Consider the following 18,144-nt stretch of genomic DNA (forward strand, 5'->3'; position numbering starts at 1 on the left):
GTTGGGCGCGGGGCTTGAGTTCGCGGGTGGCGCGGGCGTTGCCGATGCACCGGGCGTAGCGGGCGCGGGCCCTGGCGCGCGGGCCGGGCAACGTGGGCCAGGTCCTCGGTTTGGATACTTCCATGAGTGGGCTACCGCTCAAGGTGCGGGATGCGGATGGCGGGATGCGCGATCCCGCCATCACCCCCGATCCCGCCGGATTGGCGGAACGGTGCCTGCAGCTGGAGTTGCCACCGGCGCCGCTACCCTACCGAGTGGGACCCCGCATTGGGATTTCCCGCAATACAGATGCGCCTTTGCGTTTCTGGTTGCCGGGGGATCCCACCGTGAGTGGGCGGCGTTGAGAAAGCACCCATCCTGAAGAGATCCCCCCCCCCGCGGGTGCGCCAACCCCGGCGGGAGGCCCGGCGTGCGTACTAGGATCGCTGGGCCAGCAGGAAGACCGCGACGGAGCGCGCGGGCACAGTAACGGTGCCGCTGATAAGCGCGGCGGCGCGAACTGCGTCGTCGTACCCATGCCGCTGAATGGGCGACAGCGCGTAGGTTTCCGTGACGCCCTCGATTTTTTCCGTGATGGGGCGCGGGGAGGCGTTGAAGGCGATGATGATGCCGTCGAGCTGCGGGTCGATATCCGGGCCGGCGGTATCGTCGATGCGCATAATGATGAAGCCGGGGGTGGCGCCCGGCCCGCCGTTGGGGAAAGTGACTTTCGCGCGGATGAGCTCCGCGCTCCCCAGGGTGAGAAGCGGGCTGGAGTGGCGCAGGCACAGCAGGTCGCGGGCGATGGCGGCCGCGCGGGCGATCTGTTCCGGGCTGGGGCACAGCTCGGTGCGCGCCAGCAGCGGCCTCATGACCGGCCAGGATGCCTCGTTGCGACTGGCGGGCGGGAGGCCCACCCCGAAATTATTGCTCTGCCCGGAGAAGTCCAGACGGTTGAAATGGTCCCCGGAATTATAGGAATCTCGGTCCAGGGACTTTGAGCGGAGCAGCTCGGTGCCCGCGTGCCAGAAAGCCGGGGCCTGGCCGAGCGCCACCGTGGCCAGGGAGAGCAGCACCATCCGGATGCGGTCATCGGTACTGAGGGAAAGCGGCAGTTTGTAAGCGCCACTATCCCACAGGGTTTCGTTATCATGCGCGTCCACGTAATTGACGGCTTCCTGGGGTTGGGAGGCGAAACCGGCGGGCCGCCCGCCGTAATCGAGCTCGGCGCCGCTTTTCCATTCCCCGGTGTGGGTTAGGAAACTAAAATCGCGCAGAGCTCCGGCCAGGGAGAGTTTGACCAGGTCGGTCGCGTGCCCGAGGCGTGCGCGATTCTCCTCCGGGGAGCACGGGCTGTGGCCATTCGGGTCGGTGGCCAGGCCGGTGCCGTAGCCCTGATGGTGGCGTTTATCGGAATCGAAAGGCCCGCCACCGTTGAGGGCATCACGCATGCGATCATTGAAAGCCCCGATACCGGTACCGTTCATCTCCAGTTGGGTGGCCTGGCGGAAACGCGCGTTATCGGCCACCTCCCCGAAATTCCACCCCTCCCCGTAGAGGTAGATACGCGCGCCGTCAATACCGTCTTGCTCCACCGTCAGTGCATCGAGGGCAGCCCGCACCGCCTCCATATTCGCCCGCGCATGGTGGCCCATGAGATCGAAACGGAAACCGTCCACGCGATAGTGCTTGGCCCACAGCACCACCGCATCGACCATGAGTTTTTCCGCCATTAGATTTTCGGTCGCCACATTCGGGCAGCAGGTGGACGTAGCGATAGTGCCACGCGCGTCCAGCCGGTAATAATAACCGGGCACCACTTTATCGAGAACGGAGACGGCATCCCCGCCGGCCGCGGCCGTATGGTTATAGACCTGATCTAGCACGACGCCGAGGCCAGCCGCATGCAGCCCTCCCACCATGGCACGGAACTCTTTGATGCGTGCCCCGCCATTGGGCTCCACCGCGTAGCTACCTTCCGGTGCCAGGTAGTGGAACGGATCGTAGCCCCAGTTATAGGCGTCGGAATCCGCCACCGCGCTCACGGCCTGCTGCTGGACCGGGGAATCCGGGCCGGCCTGCGGGATGCGCGGGGTCTTCTGGTTCTCGGGGCGTTCGGGAATGGTGGCGATATCGAAGGTGGGGAGGAGGTGAACGGTGGTCATTCCGGCCTCGGCCAGAGCGCGCAGGTGGCGCATCCCGGCCGAGTCGGGCAGCGTGAACGCACCGTATTTTCCGCGCAGGCGATCGGGAACGGTGGGATCCGACATTGAAAAATCCCGTACGTGCAGCTCATAGATAGTGTGAGCAGCCGGGTTGGTGAGGGTGCGCCGCGGGGCGGTGCGCCACAGCTCCGGCTGGTAGACCGGGTCTTCCAGATCCACGAAGACCGCGCGCTCGGAATCCACCGTGAGGGCCACCGCATACGGGTCGGTCACCCGGTAGGTCACCACGGTGCCCGCCCGGGGTTCCACAACCTCGACCTCGAAAAGATAGCTGGCGTTCTTCCAGGCCGGGGTACCATGCGCGTGCCAGATGCCCAGCGCATCGCGGGTCATGGCGTGCGTGGTGGTGCGCGCGGGGCCGGGGGCAGCGGTGCGCGCGGCGGAGTGGGTGGCGGAGTCAACGTCTTCGTGTGCCTCCGCCACCTCGATACGAACCTGGCGTGCGGTGGGCGCCCAGAGTGCCACCGTGGGCACATCCCCATCCCATGTCACCCCGAGAGTGGCCTGGCGGGCACCGGAGTAAAGATCATCAATCATCCCGGCGATCTGCACCCCGGTGAGAGCGCTGAGCTCCCCGGCATCGTTACGGCGCGCCACCAGAAGCTGCCCGCGCAGCGCCTCGCGCAACCGGTGGGAGGGCACGCCGCTCAGGCGCAGCGCGGCATAGCCGGACAGGTGTGCGCGCGTGGAAATGGCCGCGGCCGGGATACCGTCCGGGTCCACCGCGAGGGCGCAAAGCCGCTTGATGCCGAGCTGTTCTGCGCTCCTATCGCCACCCTCCCAATCCCCGAGCGTGCCGGCTCCATCCGGGCAGGCCCACAGCTCAAAGCGGTCACCCTCCGCTATCTGCTCCGCGGGCCAGGCAAGCAAAGATCGGTTAACTGATGGAGCGAGGAACTCCCCGGAGCCGACTAGCGCCTCAGAACTCCAGTGGTGGGTCATGGTGATCTCCTGTGAGCGGCAATGCGCGGCCAGTTTATCCGGTGGCAGATCTCACTCACAAGGTGAACGGACATCCCCACCGCTCGCTTCAGGAATTAATATGGGCGGCGAGGAGGCATCCGATATGACATCCGAATCCGAATCCGCATCTCACCCCGCGCCGGTAGCTGAGCCGGCCCCGGCACCGGACTCCAGCACGGAACCCGCTCCCCGCCTGGTGGTGGGCGCGGCCCTCGTCGCCGATCTCACCAATCCCAGTGGCGTGCTGGCCACCCAGCGCTCCTACCCCGAATGGGCGGACGGCCTGTGGGAATTCCCCGGCGGCAAAGTGGAACCCGGCGAAACCCCGCGCGAGGCGCTGCACCGTGAAATTTCCGAGGAACTGGGCTGCGGCATTGATATCGGCCGGCAACTGGCCAATCCCGATAGCCCGGATGGCTCCTGGGATCTTAGTTCCGGGGAGCATAACAGCGGGCTGCGGATGATGGTGTGGCTGGCGCGACCCTTCGGTGAAATCACCCTGGGCCCGGCGCACCGCGATGCCCGCGTCCTCACCGCCGCCGAGCTCGATAGCGTGGAGTGGCTACCCGGCGATATCCAGATTCTGCCCGTGCTGCGCGCCGCCCTGGGCGGGCGCTAGCCGAAAGCTACGGTGCGGGCCGCGGCGGGCAGGCGCCCTAGCTGCGCCGTCGTTCCTAAGATGACGCGCGGCGCGCGGTGCCGTAACCTAGGAGGACGATCCCCAGCACAAGGAGTACGCATGAGACACGGCGCGCACGGCCCGGCGCGATGGCCGCTGTATTTCTTGCTCTTCGCGGCTGCCGTTCTTGCGGGCGTGCTCGCCCTGGTGGGGGTCTCGTATTTTTCTAGCGACGACGCCGCCGGGCCGGCGCCCACCGCCGCCGGCTCCGAACCCGGGCGCAGCGCCTCCGCTGATCTCACCCAGCTGCGCAACCAGGTCCACGACTTGCGCTCGGGCGCCTGCCCACATCCGGATACTGCCGCTGCTACCCTGGCCGATTACGCGACCGCGGCGGCCGCGGGTGGCACCTATACCGCTGAGGCACCGCTCCTCACCGAGGCTCTGCGCACCCTCTCCTCCAGCTGCGGGGCTGAATACACCCTGAGCTTAAGTACGGCGCTCGGTGATATTGCCGCCCCTGCGGATTTCCAATCTTTCGCGGCCTCGCGCCAGTGGTGGAAACTGGTGCGGCCCGCCCCACCGGAGGCCACCCGGCTGGAATCTTTCACCACCCCGATGAATAATGTGCGCTGCTCCCTTGACGAAAAAGCCGTCAATTGCACGATTTTCACCTATGACTACGTGTCCCCGCCCGGCTGCGAAGGTGAACCTGCCAATTACACCGTGGGTCTGACGGGCACCACCACCGCCGGGTGTTCCACCCAGGTGAGCACCGCCAAAGAGGTGCCCTACGGCAGCGTGGTGGCCGCGCACGGCTTCGCCTGCACCGCCGACCAATACGCCGGCATTTCCTGCTGGTCGGAGTTGACCGGCCACGGGTTTACGGTGCGGCGGGCCGCCGAAGAATTGTTCTAGCTGGCCCCGTGCCAGCTGACCGTAACGGGGGCCTTGAAGCGGCAGCGTCGGGAGCCTAGCTGCGGGCCAGCGCGCCCACGGCGGCGAGCACCCGGGTGCTACCTTCCGGTTCGGCCACGCTCACGCGCACCCCTTCGCCGAGCACCCGCACCAGTACCCCCGCATCCATACACGCATCCTCGAAACGCGCGGCGCTCACCCCGTGGCGAGCCAGTTCAGCCGCGGAAATCCACAGGAAATTCGCGTGGGAGGTAGGCGTGTGCCAGTCGGCCCGGGAGAGCTGCTCGGCCAGTTCATCGCGGGCGCGGGCCAGCTGCGCGGCGCGCTCCAGTACGGTTGGGGCTTCGCCGAGAGCGGCCTGACCGGCCACCTGGGCGAGGCGATTGACACCGAAAGGCGTGGCGATACGGCGCAGCGGTTCGGCCAGCGCGGGGCTGGTGAGCAGGTAGCCCAGCCGCAGCCCGGCCAGCGCAAAAGCCTTGGAAAAAGTGCGGGCCACCGCCACATTCGGGTACTGGCGCGCCAGTTCCTTACCGTTTTGTACGACGGCGCGGCTCGCCTGGCTCTCACCTACCGCGGGAGCGAAGTGGATATATGCCTCGTCGAGGAGTACCGGAATGCGGGCGGGGACCCGACTCAGGAAGCTAGCGAGCTCGGCATGCGGGATGGTGGTGCCGGTGGGGTTATTGGGCGAGCACAGCAGGATGGCCCGGGTGTTCTCCGTGATGGCAGCGGCCATGGCCTCGAGGTCATGGGTGCCATCCGCGCGCAACGGCACGCCCACGAAGCGCCCGCCCGCGGCGATGGTGGCAATCGGATAGGCCTCGAAAGAGCGCCACGGGCTGATTACTTCACCACCCGGGGTGACCACGGCTTGCAGGAATTTTTCAATGAGGGCGGTGGAGCCGTTACCCACCACGATCCCGGCCGGCTCCCATTCTTCAAAAGCGGCAAGCGCAGCGGTGAGTTGCGCGCAGGACATATCGGGATAGCGATTGAGCTCCCCGCCCTGGGCGACCGCGGCCGCGAGTGCGGCGGCCACCGCCGGGGTGGGCGGGAAAGGAACTTCGTTGCTGGAGAGCTTGACGCTATCGGCGTTGCGGGGGCGTTTCCCGGCGACGTAGCTGGGCAGATCGGCTAATTCGGGGCGGAACCATTGCATTCTTCTATTGTGCACCATCACCGCTAGCCACCCCGGGGCCGTTCCGCGCCGCCCGCGCACCGGTGGCTCCATGCTGCGCACCGTGTCCGCCCGCACCGTGCTCCGTCCCCGCGCACCGTTATCCGAACGGTGCGCCGCTCCGCACGGGGCGCCGTAGGATGCGGGTATGGAGACCTTTGCGAAAACCGGCGATCCGGCCGAGATCTGGGGTGAGGCGCTTTCGCTGGCGGAACTGGCCGAGGCCACACCATATGGCGGGGCGCCCGTCGTGCCTCTCCTTTCTACCGCCGCGGATCACGACCGCGGTATCTTGCGCGAGGAACGCTTGCGCTCCGTGCGCCCCACCGCGGTGGCCGCCAGGGAATTCGGGGCGCGCCTGGCCCGTACCCACGCCTGGGATCCCTCCGGGCACCGGATTTTCGGGCAGGCTCCCGGCGGCGCCAACCGCTCCCGTCCGATACGCCTGGGTTCCTGGGATTTACCGGTGGTACCGGCGAATTCTCCCGCGCGCAGCTTCGGGGAGTTCTACGCCGCGGATCGCATCGAACCCTATCTGCGCCCCGCCCGCGATAACGGGGCGCTGGAGGCGAGCGGTTCCCGCGCCCTGGAGCACTTATGTGAACGCCTACGGACCGGCGCTTTCGATAGCCCCCAACCGGCCCTGGTGCGTAGCCCGGCCGCTCTGCTCCACGGTGATTTGTGGAGCGGCAATGTGATGTGGACGGAGCGCGGTGGGGTGCTCATCGACCCGGTTTCCCACGGTGGGCACGCGGAAACCGACCTGGCCACCCTCACGGTCTTCCGCGCTCCTTTCGTGGAGGACATCTACGCCGGTTATAACGAAGCATCCCCGCTCGCCTCCGGGTGGCAGCACCGCATCGGCCTGCACAGCCTCCATATTCTTATCCTCCACGCCGCGCTGTTCGGCGGCTTCTACGGTGCGGAAACCCTGGCAGCCGCCCGGCCCTACCTCTAAGCTCGGCTAGCCGGACGTGCGTATCTCGCCGGCGCCGGGCGCAGCGGTGCATGGCATGCGGTTCTGCCAGCCGGGCGCGGATCTGCCAGAATAGAGCCATGAGTGAGCAGCGCGCGCCAGAATCAACTTCCGCATCCACCCCCGTCCCGAATATTTCCGGGCCGCTTTCCCCCTTAGATGGCCGCTACGCCAGCGCCACCGCCCCGCTGCAGCCCTACCTGTGCGAGGCCGCGCTCAACCGCTACCGAATTCACGTGGAAGTCGAATGGTTGATTTTCCTGTGCGAACGCGCGGTGATTCCCGGGGTGGGGGCGCTGCCCGATAGCGCCGTCGTATATTTGCGGTCACTTCCCGAAAAGTTCGACGACGCCGCGGCACGCGAGCTGGCTATCATTGAGGCGGAAACACGGCACGATGTCAAGGCTGTCGAATACTTCATCAAGAAGCGTATGGACGCGGGCGGGTTGGGTCACCTGCGCGAGATGGTCCATATTTTCTGCACCTCGGAAGATATTAATAGCCTGGCCTGGGCTTTGGGCGTGCGTGACGCGGTGCGCCGCTGCTGGTTGCCGCGCGCCTGGGGCCTGGTTTCAGATCTGAGCGCGCTGGCCCGCACGCACGCGGAGCTACCCATGCTGGCCCATACCCACGGGCAGCCGGCCTCACCCACGACCGTCGGCAAGGAGCTCGCCGTTTTTGCGCACCGCCTGCACCGTTCGCTGCGCCGGGTGGAAGCCGCGGAATACTACGGGAAATTCTCCGGGGCCACCGGGACTTTTTCCGCCCACACCACCGCGATTCCGGAGGCTAACTGGCCGGATCTGGCCCGCGATTTTGTGGAATCCTTGGGGCTGACCTGGAATCCGCTCACCACCCAGATTGAGTCCTATGATGCGCTTGCCGATCTTTTCGACGATATCGCGCACGTCAATCGCATCGCCCATAATCTCGCCACCGATATGTGGACCTATATTTCTCTGGATTATTTCCATCAGAACCTGGCGGCACAGGGCTCGACCGGCTCCTCGACAATGCCGCATAAGGTTAATCCCATTCGTTTCGAGAATGCGGAAGCGAATCTGGAGATCAGCTCCGGGCTCTTCGGGGTGCTCAGCCAGACTTTGGTGACCTCCCGGATGCAGCGCGATCTCACGGATTCCTCCACGAAACGCAATATCGGGGTGGCGCTCGGGCATTCCTACCTGGCCCTCGATAATTTGCGGCGCGGGCTGGCCGGGGTAGATCCCAATCCCGCCAAGCTTGCCGCGGACCTGGACGCGAATTGGGAGGTGCTGGGCGAACCGATCCAGCAGGCCATGCGGGCCGCAGCTCTGGGCGGTGCTGAGCATTTGGAAGATCCTTACGAGCGCCTCAAGGCGCTGACCCGCGGGCGGAAGGTCACCGCGGCAGATATGCGGGAATTTATTGCGGGCTTGGGTTTGCCGGGGGATATAGAGGAACGTCTTCTTGCTCTCACTCCGGCCGGGTACACCGGCCTGGCTGCCCGCCTCGTGGATTTCCTGGAGGACACGCCCGGGACCGCAGCCAGCTAAGCCTGCTAAGGTAACCGGCAGGCCGCGCGGCAGCGCGGCGGCGTCGTCGTAACGAATACGGCATATGTGCCGCACTTCGCGGCGTTCGCAACCGGAGGAGAAGCGTGAACGTAGCAGCATGGACAAGCGTCCTGGCGACCGCACCGGCGCCGGGCGGTGACCCGGGCGCGCTGGGCGGGATCACCGGCTGGGTGGTCAGTGTGATGGACGCTATCGGCGGGTTCGGGGCGGCGCTTCTTATTGCGCTGGAAAATATTTTTCCGCCGCTGCCTTCCGAGGTGATTTTGCCGCTGGCCGGATTCACGGCCTCCTCCCCCACCTCGAATATGACGCTCATCGGCGCGATTCTGTGGTGTACCGCCGGTTCGCTGGCGGGGGCCTGGCTGCTGTACGGGCTGGGCGCCTGGCTCGGGCGGGAACGCACCCGCAAAATTCTGCTGTGGTTCCCGCTCACCAAACAATCCGATGTGGATAAAACCGAGGCATGGTTCGATAAGCACGGCAGTTGGACGGTGTTCTTCGGGCGCATGGTGCCGATTTTCCGTTCCCTTATTTCACTTCCTGCCGGCGTGACGAATATGGGGATGCTGAAATTTACCGCGCTGACGGCGGTGGGCTCGGCGATCTGGAATACGATTCTGATTTACGCCGGTTACCTGCTGGGCGCGAATTGGACCATCGTGGAAGATTACGTGGGGATTTTCGCGAAGATCGTGGCGGTGGTCTGCCTGGTGATCGCGGTGGGGTGGATTATTCACCGCGTGGTTGTGAACCGGCGGGGGCGCTAGAAAGTAGAACCCTCAAGCAATTCCGGCTCAAGGTAGCGTGGGAGTCCGGCTAAAAGTAGGATAGAAACCCGGCTAAAGGTAGCGTAGGGCGCCTGCTAACGGTAGGATAGGGCTATGCGTTACCATAAGCGAGCAATTGATACGCGGCTAGACGCATTACTTCCCGAAGTTCCCGCAATCGCGATTGACGGCGCGAAAGGCGTAGGGAAAACCGCCACTGCCCTGCAGCGCGCAAACACGGTATGGCTGCTCGACCGCCCCGAAACTCAATATGTGGCGGCCGCGGATCCAGATTTCACCACCGTCGCGCCCGGCACCCTCTTATTGGACGAATGGCAGAAAGTCCCAGCGGTGTGGGATTCTGTGCGGCGCCAGGTAGACGGGGGTGCACCTGCGGGAAGATTCCTACTGACCGGCTCAGCCACGCCTTTCGATGCCAGCGGGCTGCACAGCGGAGCTGGACGAGTGCTCTCTTTACGGCTGCGCCCGATGGCATTATTCGAACGCGAACTTGTTGAATCTAGCGTGAGTTTCGGCGAACTGCTCAGAAACCCGAATCAAGACATAGCCGGCCATACGCATTTCGCTTTGCCGGATTATTGCCGTGCCATAGCACGGAGCGGTTTCCCCGGGATCATGACGAAATCCGCTGAAGTAACCCAAGAGTTACTGGATTCGTATCTGCGCTTGATTATCGACCGTGATTTACCCGATTACGGAGCAACGGTGCGCCGCCCGGAAGTATTACACCGCTGGCTGGCCGCGTACGCCGCGGCGAGTTCCCTTACAACGTCGTACGCCAATTTATTAGATGCCACCACCGGCGGGGACGGCACGCAGCCGGCAAAAAGCACCACGATTACGTACCGCGAACACCTCACCGCACTGTGGATTCTGGACCCCATTCCCGGTTGGGCACCCGCCAGCAATGCTTTGAAGCGGCTGCAACTCGCCCTGAAACACCAGCTAGCAGATCCGGCACTGGCGCTGCGGCTACTTAACCTAAACGAGACCACATTGCTGGGTGCGCGCGGGCAGAAGTTCTTGGGGCAGCTATTCGAGTCCCTAGCCGCGCTGAGCGTGCGAGTCGCAGCCGAAGCCAACCGGGCCCGCGTATTCCACTTACGAACCCGCAACGGAGACCACGAGGTGGACTTGATAGCAGAAGGCCCGAGCGGAGAAATCGCCGGGGTGGAAGTGAAACTCGCCAACGCGATTAGCGAGCACGACGTACAGCATCTGCTGTGGTTGCGCAAGCAAATTCCCGAACAGGAGCCGCTGCTCATGGTCCTCAACACCGGCACCCAGGCATACCGCCGCCCCGACGGAATTTACGTTATCCCTCTCGCATTGTTGGGAGCGTAAATGCGGCGACGGCGCTCAGCCTAGGCGCGCTACGATCGTGAATTCGAAGCAAGCGATTCCTCGGGCCATACAATGAAACACGTGGATAAAAACCACTCGAGCAGAAAGATTCGCCACTGCTGGGCTTGCGGATAAGCGGGAATAGCACCGCGTAGATTCGTGTTAAACCGGGTGCACCCCACCTCGGGGCTGAAGAAGGAGGCGCACCATGGCAACAGAAGAATTTGATCGCACTATCGAGCTGAAAATCACCGGGATGACCTGCGAAAATTGCGTCAAGCACGTGAGCGCGGAACTCGATGCTCTCCCGGATGTCAACAGCGTACTCGTCACCCTGAACCCGGAAGGCACCTCCTCGGTGCTCGTCTACACCCCGCACGATTTTTCCGACGAGGACCTCACAGCTGCGGTAGCCGAAGCCGGCGACTACACCGTGACCGAGATCATCCGCTAAATACCACTCGCTCACACATATTTTTAGGCACCCGGTGCCGTGATAAGCACCCGCTGCCGCGGACCACCACCCGCGACAGCCCACCTAAGTGCGCCTACGTAAGGAGATTTTTCGTGTCCGAGCCCCCACAGGCCGCGGCTGCGCCGTCGTTCCACACCGCACGCAACACCACAGGCACCGCGACCGAAAATCTTGATGCCGCCCCCGTTGCCGAAGTGAACCTCGCGATTTCCGGAATGACCTGCGCGTCCTGTGTGGCGCGCGTGGAAAAGAAACTCAATAAGCTGCCCGGAGTGCGCGCCTCCGTCAACCTCGCCACCGACGAAGCACACCTTGAACTCAGCGAGGCCGCGGCCCAGCTCGACACCGCCGATTTCCTCACCCAGGTGAGCGCAGCCGGCTACGCAGCCCGGCTCATTTCCCGCACGGCCCTCACCCCCACGGCCGGGAGCAGCACCACTGCAGGCGCGGGCGCCCGCACGGGCACAACCGATGTGCACGACGACGCGCACTCGGCCACCGCAACCGCGAGCGCCCATGCCGAATCCGCCCGCGCAGCCTCCGAGGTACGCGAAGCAGCCGATGCCAGGGCCGGCGCCCGTATCGCTGCGCTGCGGCGCCGTTTCTGGATCTCGCTGGCTCTCTCCATCCCCGTGGTAACGCTCTCCATGATCCCAGCCCTGCAATTCCCGTACTGGCAGTGGGTCATCGGCGCGCTCACCCTCCCCATCGCGCTCTGGTGCGGCTGGCCCTTCCACCGTTCGGCCGCCGCCGCGCTCCGCCACGGCTCCACCACCATGGACACGCTCATTTCGCTGGGAACCCTGGCCTCGCTGGGATGGTCCATCTGGGCGCTCCTGTGGGGCGGAGCCGGCGGCGCGGACTACCGCATGTCTATGACCGGGATTCATGCACTCGCCACCGGAACCGCGCACGGCTCCCACGTGTATTTCGAAACCGCGGCCATGATCGTTACATTCCTGCTGCTGGGGCGTTGGCTCGAAACCCGCTCGCGCCGCAGCGCGGGAGATGCGCTGCGGTCCCTCCTTGCATTAGGGGCCGACGACGCCCGCCGGGTACGCACCGCCTCCGGAGCGGATGTTGATGACATTGTTCCTGCTAGCGACCTGGCCGTCGGGGACGAATTCCTCGTGGCCCCCGGCACGAAAATTGCGACCGACGGGGTGGTGATCTCCGGGACTACCGCGGTGGATGCCAGCCTCCTCACCGGCGAATCCACCCCGATTGACGTGGGGCCTGGCGATGAAGTGACCGGGGCAACCCTCACCACCGCGGGCGCGATCCGGGTGCGGGCCACCCGGGTGGGCCGCGATACCACCCTGGCGCAGATGGGCCGCCTCCTCACCCGCGCCCAATCCGGGAAAGCCCCCGTGCAGGCGCTCGCAGACAGGGTTTCCGCGGTCTTTGTCCCCGCGGTTATCCTCATTGCGCTCGTGACGTTCGGGGTGCGCCTGGCGCTCGGCAATCCTCTTGACCTGGCCATCATGACCGGCATTACGGTGCTGGTGGTGGCCTGCCCTTGCGCCCTGGGCCTGGCCACCCCGACCGCTCTCATGGTGGGTTCCGGGCGGGCTAGCCAGCGTGGCGTCCTCATCCACGGCCCGGAAACCCTGGAAAGTGCTCATAGCGTCAACACCATTATTCTGGATAAAACCGGCACCCTCACCACCGGAACCATGGCCGTGGACCGGGTGCTCCTCCCGCCTGCCGGGGCACGTGGCGGTAGTGGCGCCGTCGCCGCTCATAAAGAAGCGCTCGCCCTGACCGCGAGCGTGGAAAACTATTCCGAGCATCCTCTTGCCCGCGCTATCGTGGCCCGGGCCCGCGAAGAAGGCGTGGAGCTGAGCCCCGCCACCGATTTTGAGAATCTGGCCGGGCAGGGCGTGCGTGCCACCATCGGCGGGCAGCGCTACTACGCGGCCTCCCCGCGCGCCTTACGCGAAGCCGGAGTTGATCTCTCCGAGTGGGAGAGCGTGCTGGAAGAAGCTGCGAGCGACGGGGCGTCCCTCGTTATGCTGGCACGCGACAGCGCGGTAAGCGAAGCACTCGCTCTCATCACGGTACGTGACCAGCTGCGCCCCACCTCCGCCGCGGCCCTCGCCGAGCTCAAGAAGCTGGGTCTCACCCCGATTCTGGCCTCCGGGGATAACGCGGCCACCACGCGCGCGGTGGCCCGGGCCGCCGGAATCGACATCGTGCACGCCGAGGTCCTCCCCGCAGACAAGGTCCGGGTGGTGGAAGCGGCCCGCGCGGCCGGTGCGCGAGTTGCGATGGTCGGGGATGGAGTGAACGACGCCGCAGCTCTGGCCGCCGCGGACCTCTCCATTGCCATGGGCTCGGGCACGGACGTCGCCAAGGCCGCCTCCCATATCACCATCGTGAACTCCGATCTGCGCAATGTGGGAGCGGCACTACGTATCTCCGCCGCCACCTTGCGGGTGATCCGCCAGAATCTGGCCTGGGCTTTCGGCTACAACCTCATTGCTATTCCGGCGGCGGTGGCCGGGATTATCCTGCCGGGTTTGGCCGCCGCGGCCATGGCGACCAGCTCGGTTATCGTGGTGCTCAATTCGCTGCGGCTACGCCGGGCCGAGTAGTGCTGCGCTGAGTAGGAGGGCCGCGCACGGCGCGGGCATGGACCGCACACCGTGGCCCGCACCGCATAGCCGCGCCGGGTCACAGGAGAAAGTACTACCCATCTACTAGACTGGGCTGGTGCGCCACAACGAGGAAACGAGCCCGGTTCAGCCGGCGGAGGTACAACCCGCCCCGGCTGCGGTAAACGCGCCGGAAGCGCCCACCGCCACGGCTAGCTCGCCCACCTCTGCCGATCCTGCCGTGCACCGCGTCCTCCTCGTGGACGAAATCGCGCGCTGGACTCGCCGCCCCGCTAACCTGCTGCGCGGCATCCTCTTCACCCTGGCCATCGCCGGGATGCTCCTTATCTCCCGCTTCGGCTACACCACCACCGTGGCCGTCACGCACGATGTCGCGAACGCGGCCCCGGATACCCTCCGCACCATTTTCTCCATGCCGATTAACGTGCTCGAGGGCCTCGTCTCGCTTTTCCTTCCCCTCCTGCTTTTCTTCGATATCATCCGTTACCGGCGCTGGCGCACCCTCGTGACCGCGCTGGTGGCCATGGCCGGCGCGCTCGCCATCTGCTACGGTTCACTGTGGCTTTTCGAGCGCTTCATGCCCACGTCCCAAATCACCATCGACCTCTCGGATACCATCCAAGAACAGGCCGCCGTGGGTATGCTCCCCTACGTCTCGATTATCGCCACCATTTTGGTGGTGGCGGCCTCCGAGCGTCAGGGCCGGCTGGTGCGCACCGGCTGGTGGGCCTTGGGAATAGTGCTGGTGCTCTCCGTGCTGCAGGGCGCCCAAACCCTCACCGGCGCGCTCACCACCGTGTTCGTGGGGATGGCCTGCGGCTATTTCGCTCTTTATGCTTTTGGGGATTCGCCCGACCGCGCCACCGGCGCCGCCGTCGTCACTCTGATTCGCCGCGCCGGCCTGGACGCGCACAGCATTATCCGCGTGGATGCGGGCGACGACGCCGATATGCACGCGTGGTCCGTTCCCGTGACCGGCCCGCTCGGATACGTGGATACCGCGATTCTCAAGGAGCTACGCGAGGCCCTCACCGGGCACATCGGGCAGGCTGATGCCGCGTTCACCACCGCGGCAAGCGCGGAACATGAGGGCACGCTTCCCGCGAGCGCTACGGGTGCCGACCCGCTGGGCGAACCGGAGGACGATATTAACGTGCGCGCCCTCATTACCCGGGCCCGCCATGATGTCCACCCGCTTATCGGGGATGTCAATTCCCGCCACTATGTGGTTACCTTGGCCGACGGCACCCATTACGTTGCCGCGCTTATTGACTCGGATCGTGCGGTCCTCGGGCGCCTGGCCAGTGCCTGGCAGCGGGCCACCCTCACCCAGGTCACCCAGCGGACCGGGGATAACGTGGAGGAAACCGCCGAGCGCACCCTCCTCATGGAAGCCCTGGCTGTCCACGCCGGGGTGGCCCCGCGGCGCGATGCCCATTACGCGGCAGCTGGCGCGTCCGCCGTCGTCGCTTTTGCCGATATTGAGGCCGTTCCCCTCACGGATCTGGAGCCGGAAGACATTTCCGACGCGGCGCTGGACGCCATGTGGTCCACGCTCGAACGCGCGCACGCCCGCGGGCTCACCCACCACGATATTCGCGCCGGGGTGGTCGCGGTGCGCGGGGACGAAGCCCTCATCACCCATTGGCGCAACGGCAGTTTTTCTTCTAATGAGCTTTCCCGGCATATTGATTTGGCGCAGCTCTACCTGCTGCAGGCGGTGGCGGTAGGTCCGGAGCGCGCCGTCGCCTCCGCGCTGCGCTGCATTTCCCGCGACCGGCTTTCCTCGGTGGCCCCGACTGTGCAACGCACCATTATGCCGGCGCAAACCTTGGCCGAACTCGAGGATAAAAAAGGCGTGCAGCGCATGCGCGAAGTCCTACTGGAAGCCCTCCCGCAGGATATCGGCACCGCCACCCAGACCATTCAGCTGCGCAAATTCTCCGCGAAGACGATTATTACCATCGTCATCGGGGTGCTGGCCGTCTTTATTCTGCTCGGCTCCATTAATTTCACCGAGCTCCAAGAAACAATTCGCAGCGCCAACCCGTGGTGGATGCTCGCCGCCTTTATCGCTAGTTTCGCGACCTACGTGGGCGCGGCACTGTGTCTGAAAGCGTATACGGCCGAGCGCCTGCCGCTGTGGGAAACCAGCGAGGTGCAGATCGCCGCCTCGGTGCTGGGCTTGGTTATGCCGGCTGGGATCGGGCCGCTCGCCCTCAATTTGCGCTATCTGCAACGCAATCAGGTAGCCACTCCGGTCGCGGTGGCAACCGTGTCCCTGGTGCAGATCGCGCAGTTTATTACCACGGTGCTGCTGCTTTTGGCCCTCGGGCTGCTCACCGGCGACTTCGGGAATCTTTCTATCCCGAGCACCTCCGTGATGCTCATTGTGGCGGCGGTGGCGGCCCTAGGCGCGGCCGTTTACTTTATTCGCCCGCTGCGTCGCAAGGTCATTGACCTGGTGCGCCCCACCATCGAGCAGGTGTGGCCGCGCGTGGTGTGGCTCGCCACCCATCCCTCCCGGATTCTTGCTGGTTTCGGCGGTTCCCTCCTCATGACGGTGAGTTTCGTGGCGGCCTTCGGTTTCTCCCTGGCGGCCTTCGGGGAGACCCTGCCGGTGGTCACCCTGGCGATCACCTACCTGGTTTCTAATTCGGTGGGCTCCCTGGTGCCCTCCCCCGGCGGTATCGGCCCGGTGGAAGCGGCCCTCACCGGCGGGCTCACCATCGCGGGCCTGCCGTATTCGGTGGCCTTCTCCACCGCGATCCTCTACCGCTTGCTCACGTTCTGGGCGCGGGTACCCATCGGCTGGTTCGCGCTGCGTCACCTCCAGAAGAAAGACATTATCTAATGCGCGGCGGGCCGGCGCGGGAAGTGGAAGGGCGCAGGGTGCGGGCACGTTCGCGAACGGCCGTGGTGCGCGCGTGGGCACGCAACCACTGTGATACGACGGCGCTGCTCCTGGCCGCGGGGGCTTTCGCCGTGTATCTGTTCTTTTCCTGGTACACCTGGGTGAACTTTTCCTCCCCTTCGTGGGATCAGGGCATTTTCACCCAGCTGGCCGACCAGTACGCCCGCTGGCAATTCCCACCCATCGTGGATATTAAAGGCCCGGGCTTCAACCTGTGGGGCGATCATTTCCATCCCATTTTGCTGCTGACCGGGCCGCTGTTCTGGCTCTGGCCTTCCGGGATGAGCCTGCTCACCCTCCAAGCGGTACTCTTCGGAATCTCGGTGTATCCCATCACGCGCTTCGCCCGGGCGCGGGTAGGGGCCGTGCCGGGCACCCTCATCGGGGTGGCCTACGCTGCCAGCTGGGGGCTCACCTCCGCGCTCGTGGTGCAATTCCACGAAATTGCTTTCGCGGTGCCACTGCTCGCTTTCGGGTTAACCGCCTGGTTGGAGGGGCGCTACGGGCGCGCCGCCGTGCTCATCGCCCTGCTGGTTTTCGTCAAGGAGGACCTCGGCCTCACGGTGGCCTGCTTCGGGGTGCTGGCGGCGCTGCTCAGCTGGCGCGGAGCGCGCAGGCGCAGCGGTGCGTCCAGTACCGGCGACGCGGCCGCGGCCGGCAGTGCCCGGCAGCGCGGCGGCCACAGCACGCGCGACTGGCGCGAACCGGCTGGCATCGGCGCCTTCCTGGCCGCCTGGGGCACCGCGTGGTTCCTGGCCGCCACCCAGGTTATCCTCCCGGCTTTCAACAATTCCGGGCAGTGGGATTATGCCGGGCGGGTGCGCGAAGGCCTCGACCTGGCGAGCATGTTCCTCGAGCCCAATCGCTGGGGCACCCTCTGCTATATCGTGGCTGCCCTGGGGATCGTGGGGCTGCGCAGCCCGTGGGCGGCGCTGCTGCTACCCACTCTCGCCTGGCGTTTCGTGGGAGATAACCCCTACTACTGGACTATTTTGTGGCATTATTCAGCGGTGCTCGCGCCGATGATCGCCGTCGCGCTGACCGATGGGCTCGCGCGGGCGGGTGCGCGCGGCGGCGTCGTACCACCATCGCGAGCGCAGGAATCCGCAACCGCGCAGCGCGATGCCCTGGGAGTGCTGGCTCGCTGCCCGCGCCTGGCCGCGGCGGCCCTTGCCCTCGCATTGATTTCCAGTGTGCTCGGCACCGCTTCCAACGGCTTCGGCTCCTGGCTCACGGGGCGTTCCAATACCCAGCAATACGTGTATTTTTCCGATTACGGCGCCACCCAGACCGCCGAGCAGCGCGAAGGCGCCCGCGCGGCGGTGGCGGCTGCCGGCACCGGGCGGCATATCCTCGCCGACGTGGTCATGATGGCCTACGTTGTTCCAGGTAATACCGTGTATTGGGAGCATAGCTACGCGGGCGCGTATATTGACACGGTGGTGTTCTCCAACCGGCTCAACCACGGGGACGGCGCCCAGGTGGTGGCCTGGATTACCGCTAAAGTTGGCGGGCAGTGGCATATTGTCACAGAGGAAGCCGGCTATGTGGTGGTGGCGCGTGACGGCACAGACGGAAGGTGAGGAACG

At 65.4% G+C, this 18,144-nt stretch carries 13 protein-coding genes; 11 read left to right on the forward strand and 2 right to left on the reverse strand.

The window, feature by feature from the left end:
- Positions 1–71: 71 nt before the first annotated feature.
- Positions 72–344: a DNA-3-methyladenine glycosylase gene (locus ACRQEG_RS07735; RefSeq protein WP_435733844.1), complete on the forward strand. Its 273-nt coding sequence runs from the start codon at positions 72–74 to the stop codon at positions 342–344.
- Positions 345–416: 72 nt separating this feature from the next.
- Here ACRQEG_RS07735 and pulA read toward each other — a convergent pair whose 3' ends face one another.
- Positions 417–3,146, reverse strand: a complete 2,730-nt coding sequence (gene pulA / locus ACRQEG_RS07740; RefSeq protein WP_435730950.1) for a pullulanase-type alpha-1,6-glucosidase — start codon at positions 3,144–3,146, stop codon at positions 417–419.
- 124 nt (positions 3,147–3,270) lie between these two features.
- Here pulA and ACRQEG_RS07745 point away from each other — a divergent pair, with 124 nt between their 5' ends.
- A complete protein-coding gene (locus ACRQEG_RS07745) occupies positions 3,271–3,786 on the forward strand; it encodes a (deoxy)nucleoside triphosphate pyrophosphohydrolase (RefSeq protein WP_320758224.1) in 516 nt (171 codons plus the stop codon).
- Between the two features lie 120 nt (positions 3,787–3,906).
- Complete coding sequence (locus tag ACRQEG_RS07750) at positions 3,907–4,704, forward strand: hypothetical protein (protein ID WP_320758225.1); 798 nt, start codon at positions 3,907–3,909, stop codon at positions 4,702–4,704.
- A 55-nt stretch (positions 4,705–4,759) separates the two neighbouring features.
- On the opposite strand, the gene ACRQEG_RS07755 is transcribed toward ACRQEG_RS07750, so the two are convergent.
- Positions 4,760–5,866 (reverse strand): histidinol-phosphate transaminase, encoded by a 1,107-nt coding sequence (locus ACRQEG_RS07755; protein WP_320758226.1) that lies wholly within the window; start codon positions 5,864–5,866, stop codon positions 4,760–4,762.
- Between the two features lie 166 nt (positions 5,867–6,032).
- On the opposite strand from ACRQEG_RS07755, the gene ACRQEG_RS07760 reads away from it, so the two are divergent.
- From ACRQEG_RS07760 to ACRQEG_RS07795, 8 genes are all read left to right on the forward strand, one after another.
- Positions 6,033–6,842 (forward strand): fructosamine kinase family protein, encoded by an 810-nt coding sequence (locus tag ACRQEG_RS07760; RefSeq protein WP_320758227.1) that lies wholly within the window; start codon positions 6,033–6,035, stop codon positions 6,840–6,842.
- 98 nt (positions 6,843–6,940) lie between these two features.
- Positions 6,941–8,395 carry an adenylosuccinate lyase gene (gene purB, locus ACRQEG_RS07765; protein ID WP_320758228.1) on the forward strand — a complete coding sequence of 485 codons (1,455 nt, stop codon included), beginning with the start codon at positions 6,941–6,943 and terminating at the stop codon, positions 8,393–8,395.
- Between the two features lie 104 nt (positions 8,396–8,499).
- A complete protein-coding gene (locus tag ACRQEG_RS07770; RefSeq protein WP_320758229.1) occupies positions 8,500–9,183 on the forward strand; it encodes a DedA family protein in 684 nt (227 codons plus the stop codon).
- Positions 9,184–9,297: 114 nt separating this feature from the next.
- Positions 9,298–10,548, forward strand: coding sequence for an ATP-binding protein (locus tag ACRQEG_RS07775; protein WP_320758230.1), 1,251 nt, complete (start codon positions 9,298–9,300; stop codon positions 10,546–10,548).
- 208 nt (positions 10,549–10,756) lie between these two features.
- Positions 10,757–11,002 carry a heavy-metal-associated domain-containing protein gene (locus ACRQEG_RS07780; protein WP_320758231.1) on the forward strand — a complete coding sequence of 82 codons (246 nt, stop codon included), beginning with the start codon at positions 10,757–10,759 and terminating at the stop codon, positions 11,000–11,002.
- Between the two features lie 113 nt (positions 11,003–11,115).
- Positions 11,116–13,620, forward strand: a complete 2,505-nt coding sequence (locus tag ACRQEG_RS07785; protein ID WP_435733843.1) for a heavy metal translocating P-type ATPase — start codon at positions 11,116–11,118, stop codon at positions 13,618–13,620.
- Between the two features lie 118 nt (positions 13,621–13,738).
- Positions 13,739–16,495 carry a lysylphosphatidylglycerol synthase transmembrane domain-containing protein gene (locus tag ACRQEG_RS07790; RefSeq protein ID WP_320758301.1) on the forward strand — a complete coding sequence of 919 codons (2,757 nt, stop codon included), beginning with the start codon at positions 13,739–13,741 and terminating at the stop codon, positions 16,493–16,495.
- On the forward strand, positions 16,495–18,138 hold the full coding sequence (locus tag ACRQEG_RS07795) for a DUF2079 domain-containing protein (RefSeq protein ID WP_435730952.1): 1,644 nt from the start codon (positions 16,495–16,497) through the stop codon (positions 18,136–18,138). Before ACRQEG_RS07790 ends, ACRQEG_RS07795 begins: the two co-directional genes overlap by 1 nt.
- The last annotated feature ends 6 nt before the right edge of the window (positions 18,139–18,144 follow it).

Origin of the sequence: Actinotignum stranguriae (assembly GCF_051265215.1) — a bacterium.
In the GTDB taxonomy this organism is placed as follows: domain Bacteria; phylum Actinomycetota; class Actinomycetes; order Actinomycetales; family Actinomycetaceae; genus Actinotignum; species Actinotignum schaalii_C.

Excerpts from the sequence above, each read along its gene's own strand:
- pulA (WP_435730950.1), bottom strand. The coding sequence starts at position 3,146 with ATGACCCACCACTGGAGTTCTGAGGCGCTAGTCGGCTCCGGGGAGTTC.
- ACRQEG_RS07795 (WP_435730952.1), top strand. The coding sequence starts at position 16,495 with ATGCGCGGCGGGCCGGCGCGGGAAGTGGAAGGGCGCAGGGTGCGGGCA.
- ACRQEG_RS07745 (WP_320758224.1), top strand. The coding sequence starts at position 3,271 with ATGACATCCGAATCCGAATCCGCATCTCACCCCGCGCCGGTAGCTGAG.
- purB (WP_320758228.1), top strand. The coding sequence starts at position 6,941 with ATGAGTGAGCAGCGCGCGCCAGAATCAACTTCCGCATCCACCCCCGTC.
- ACRQEG_RS07755 (WP_320758226.1), bottom strand. The coding sequence starts at position 5,866 with ATGCAATGGTTCCGCCCCGAATTAGCCGATCTGCCCAGCTACGTCGCC.
- ACRQEG_RS07760 (WP_320758227.1), top strand. The coding sequence starts at position 6,033 with ATGGAGACCTTTGCGAAAACCGGCGATCCGGCCGAGATCTGGGGTGAG.
- ACRQEG_RS07780 (WP_320758231.1), top strand. The coding sequence starts at position 10,757 with ATGGCAACAGAAGAATTTGATCGCACTATCGAGCTGAAAATCACCGGG.
- ACRQEG_RS07775 (WP_320758230.1), top strand. The coding sequence starts at position 9,298 with ATGCGTTACCATAAGCGAGCAATTGATACGCGGCTAGACGCATTACTT.
- ACRQEG_RS07750 (WP_320758225.1), top strand. The coding sequence starts at position 3,907 with ATGAGACACGGCGCGCACGGCCCGGCGCGATGGCCGCTGTATTTCTTG.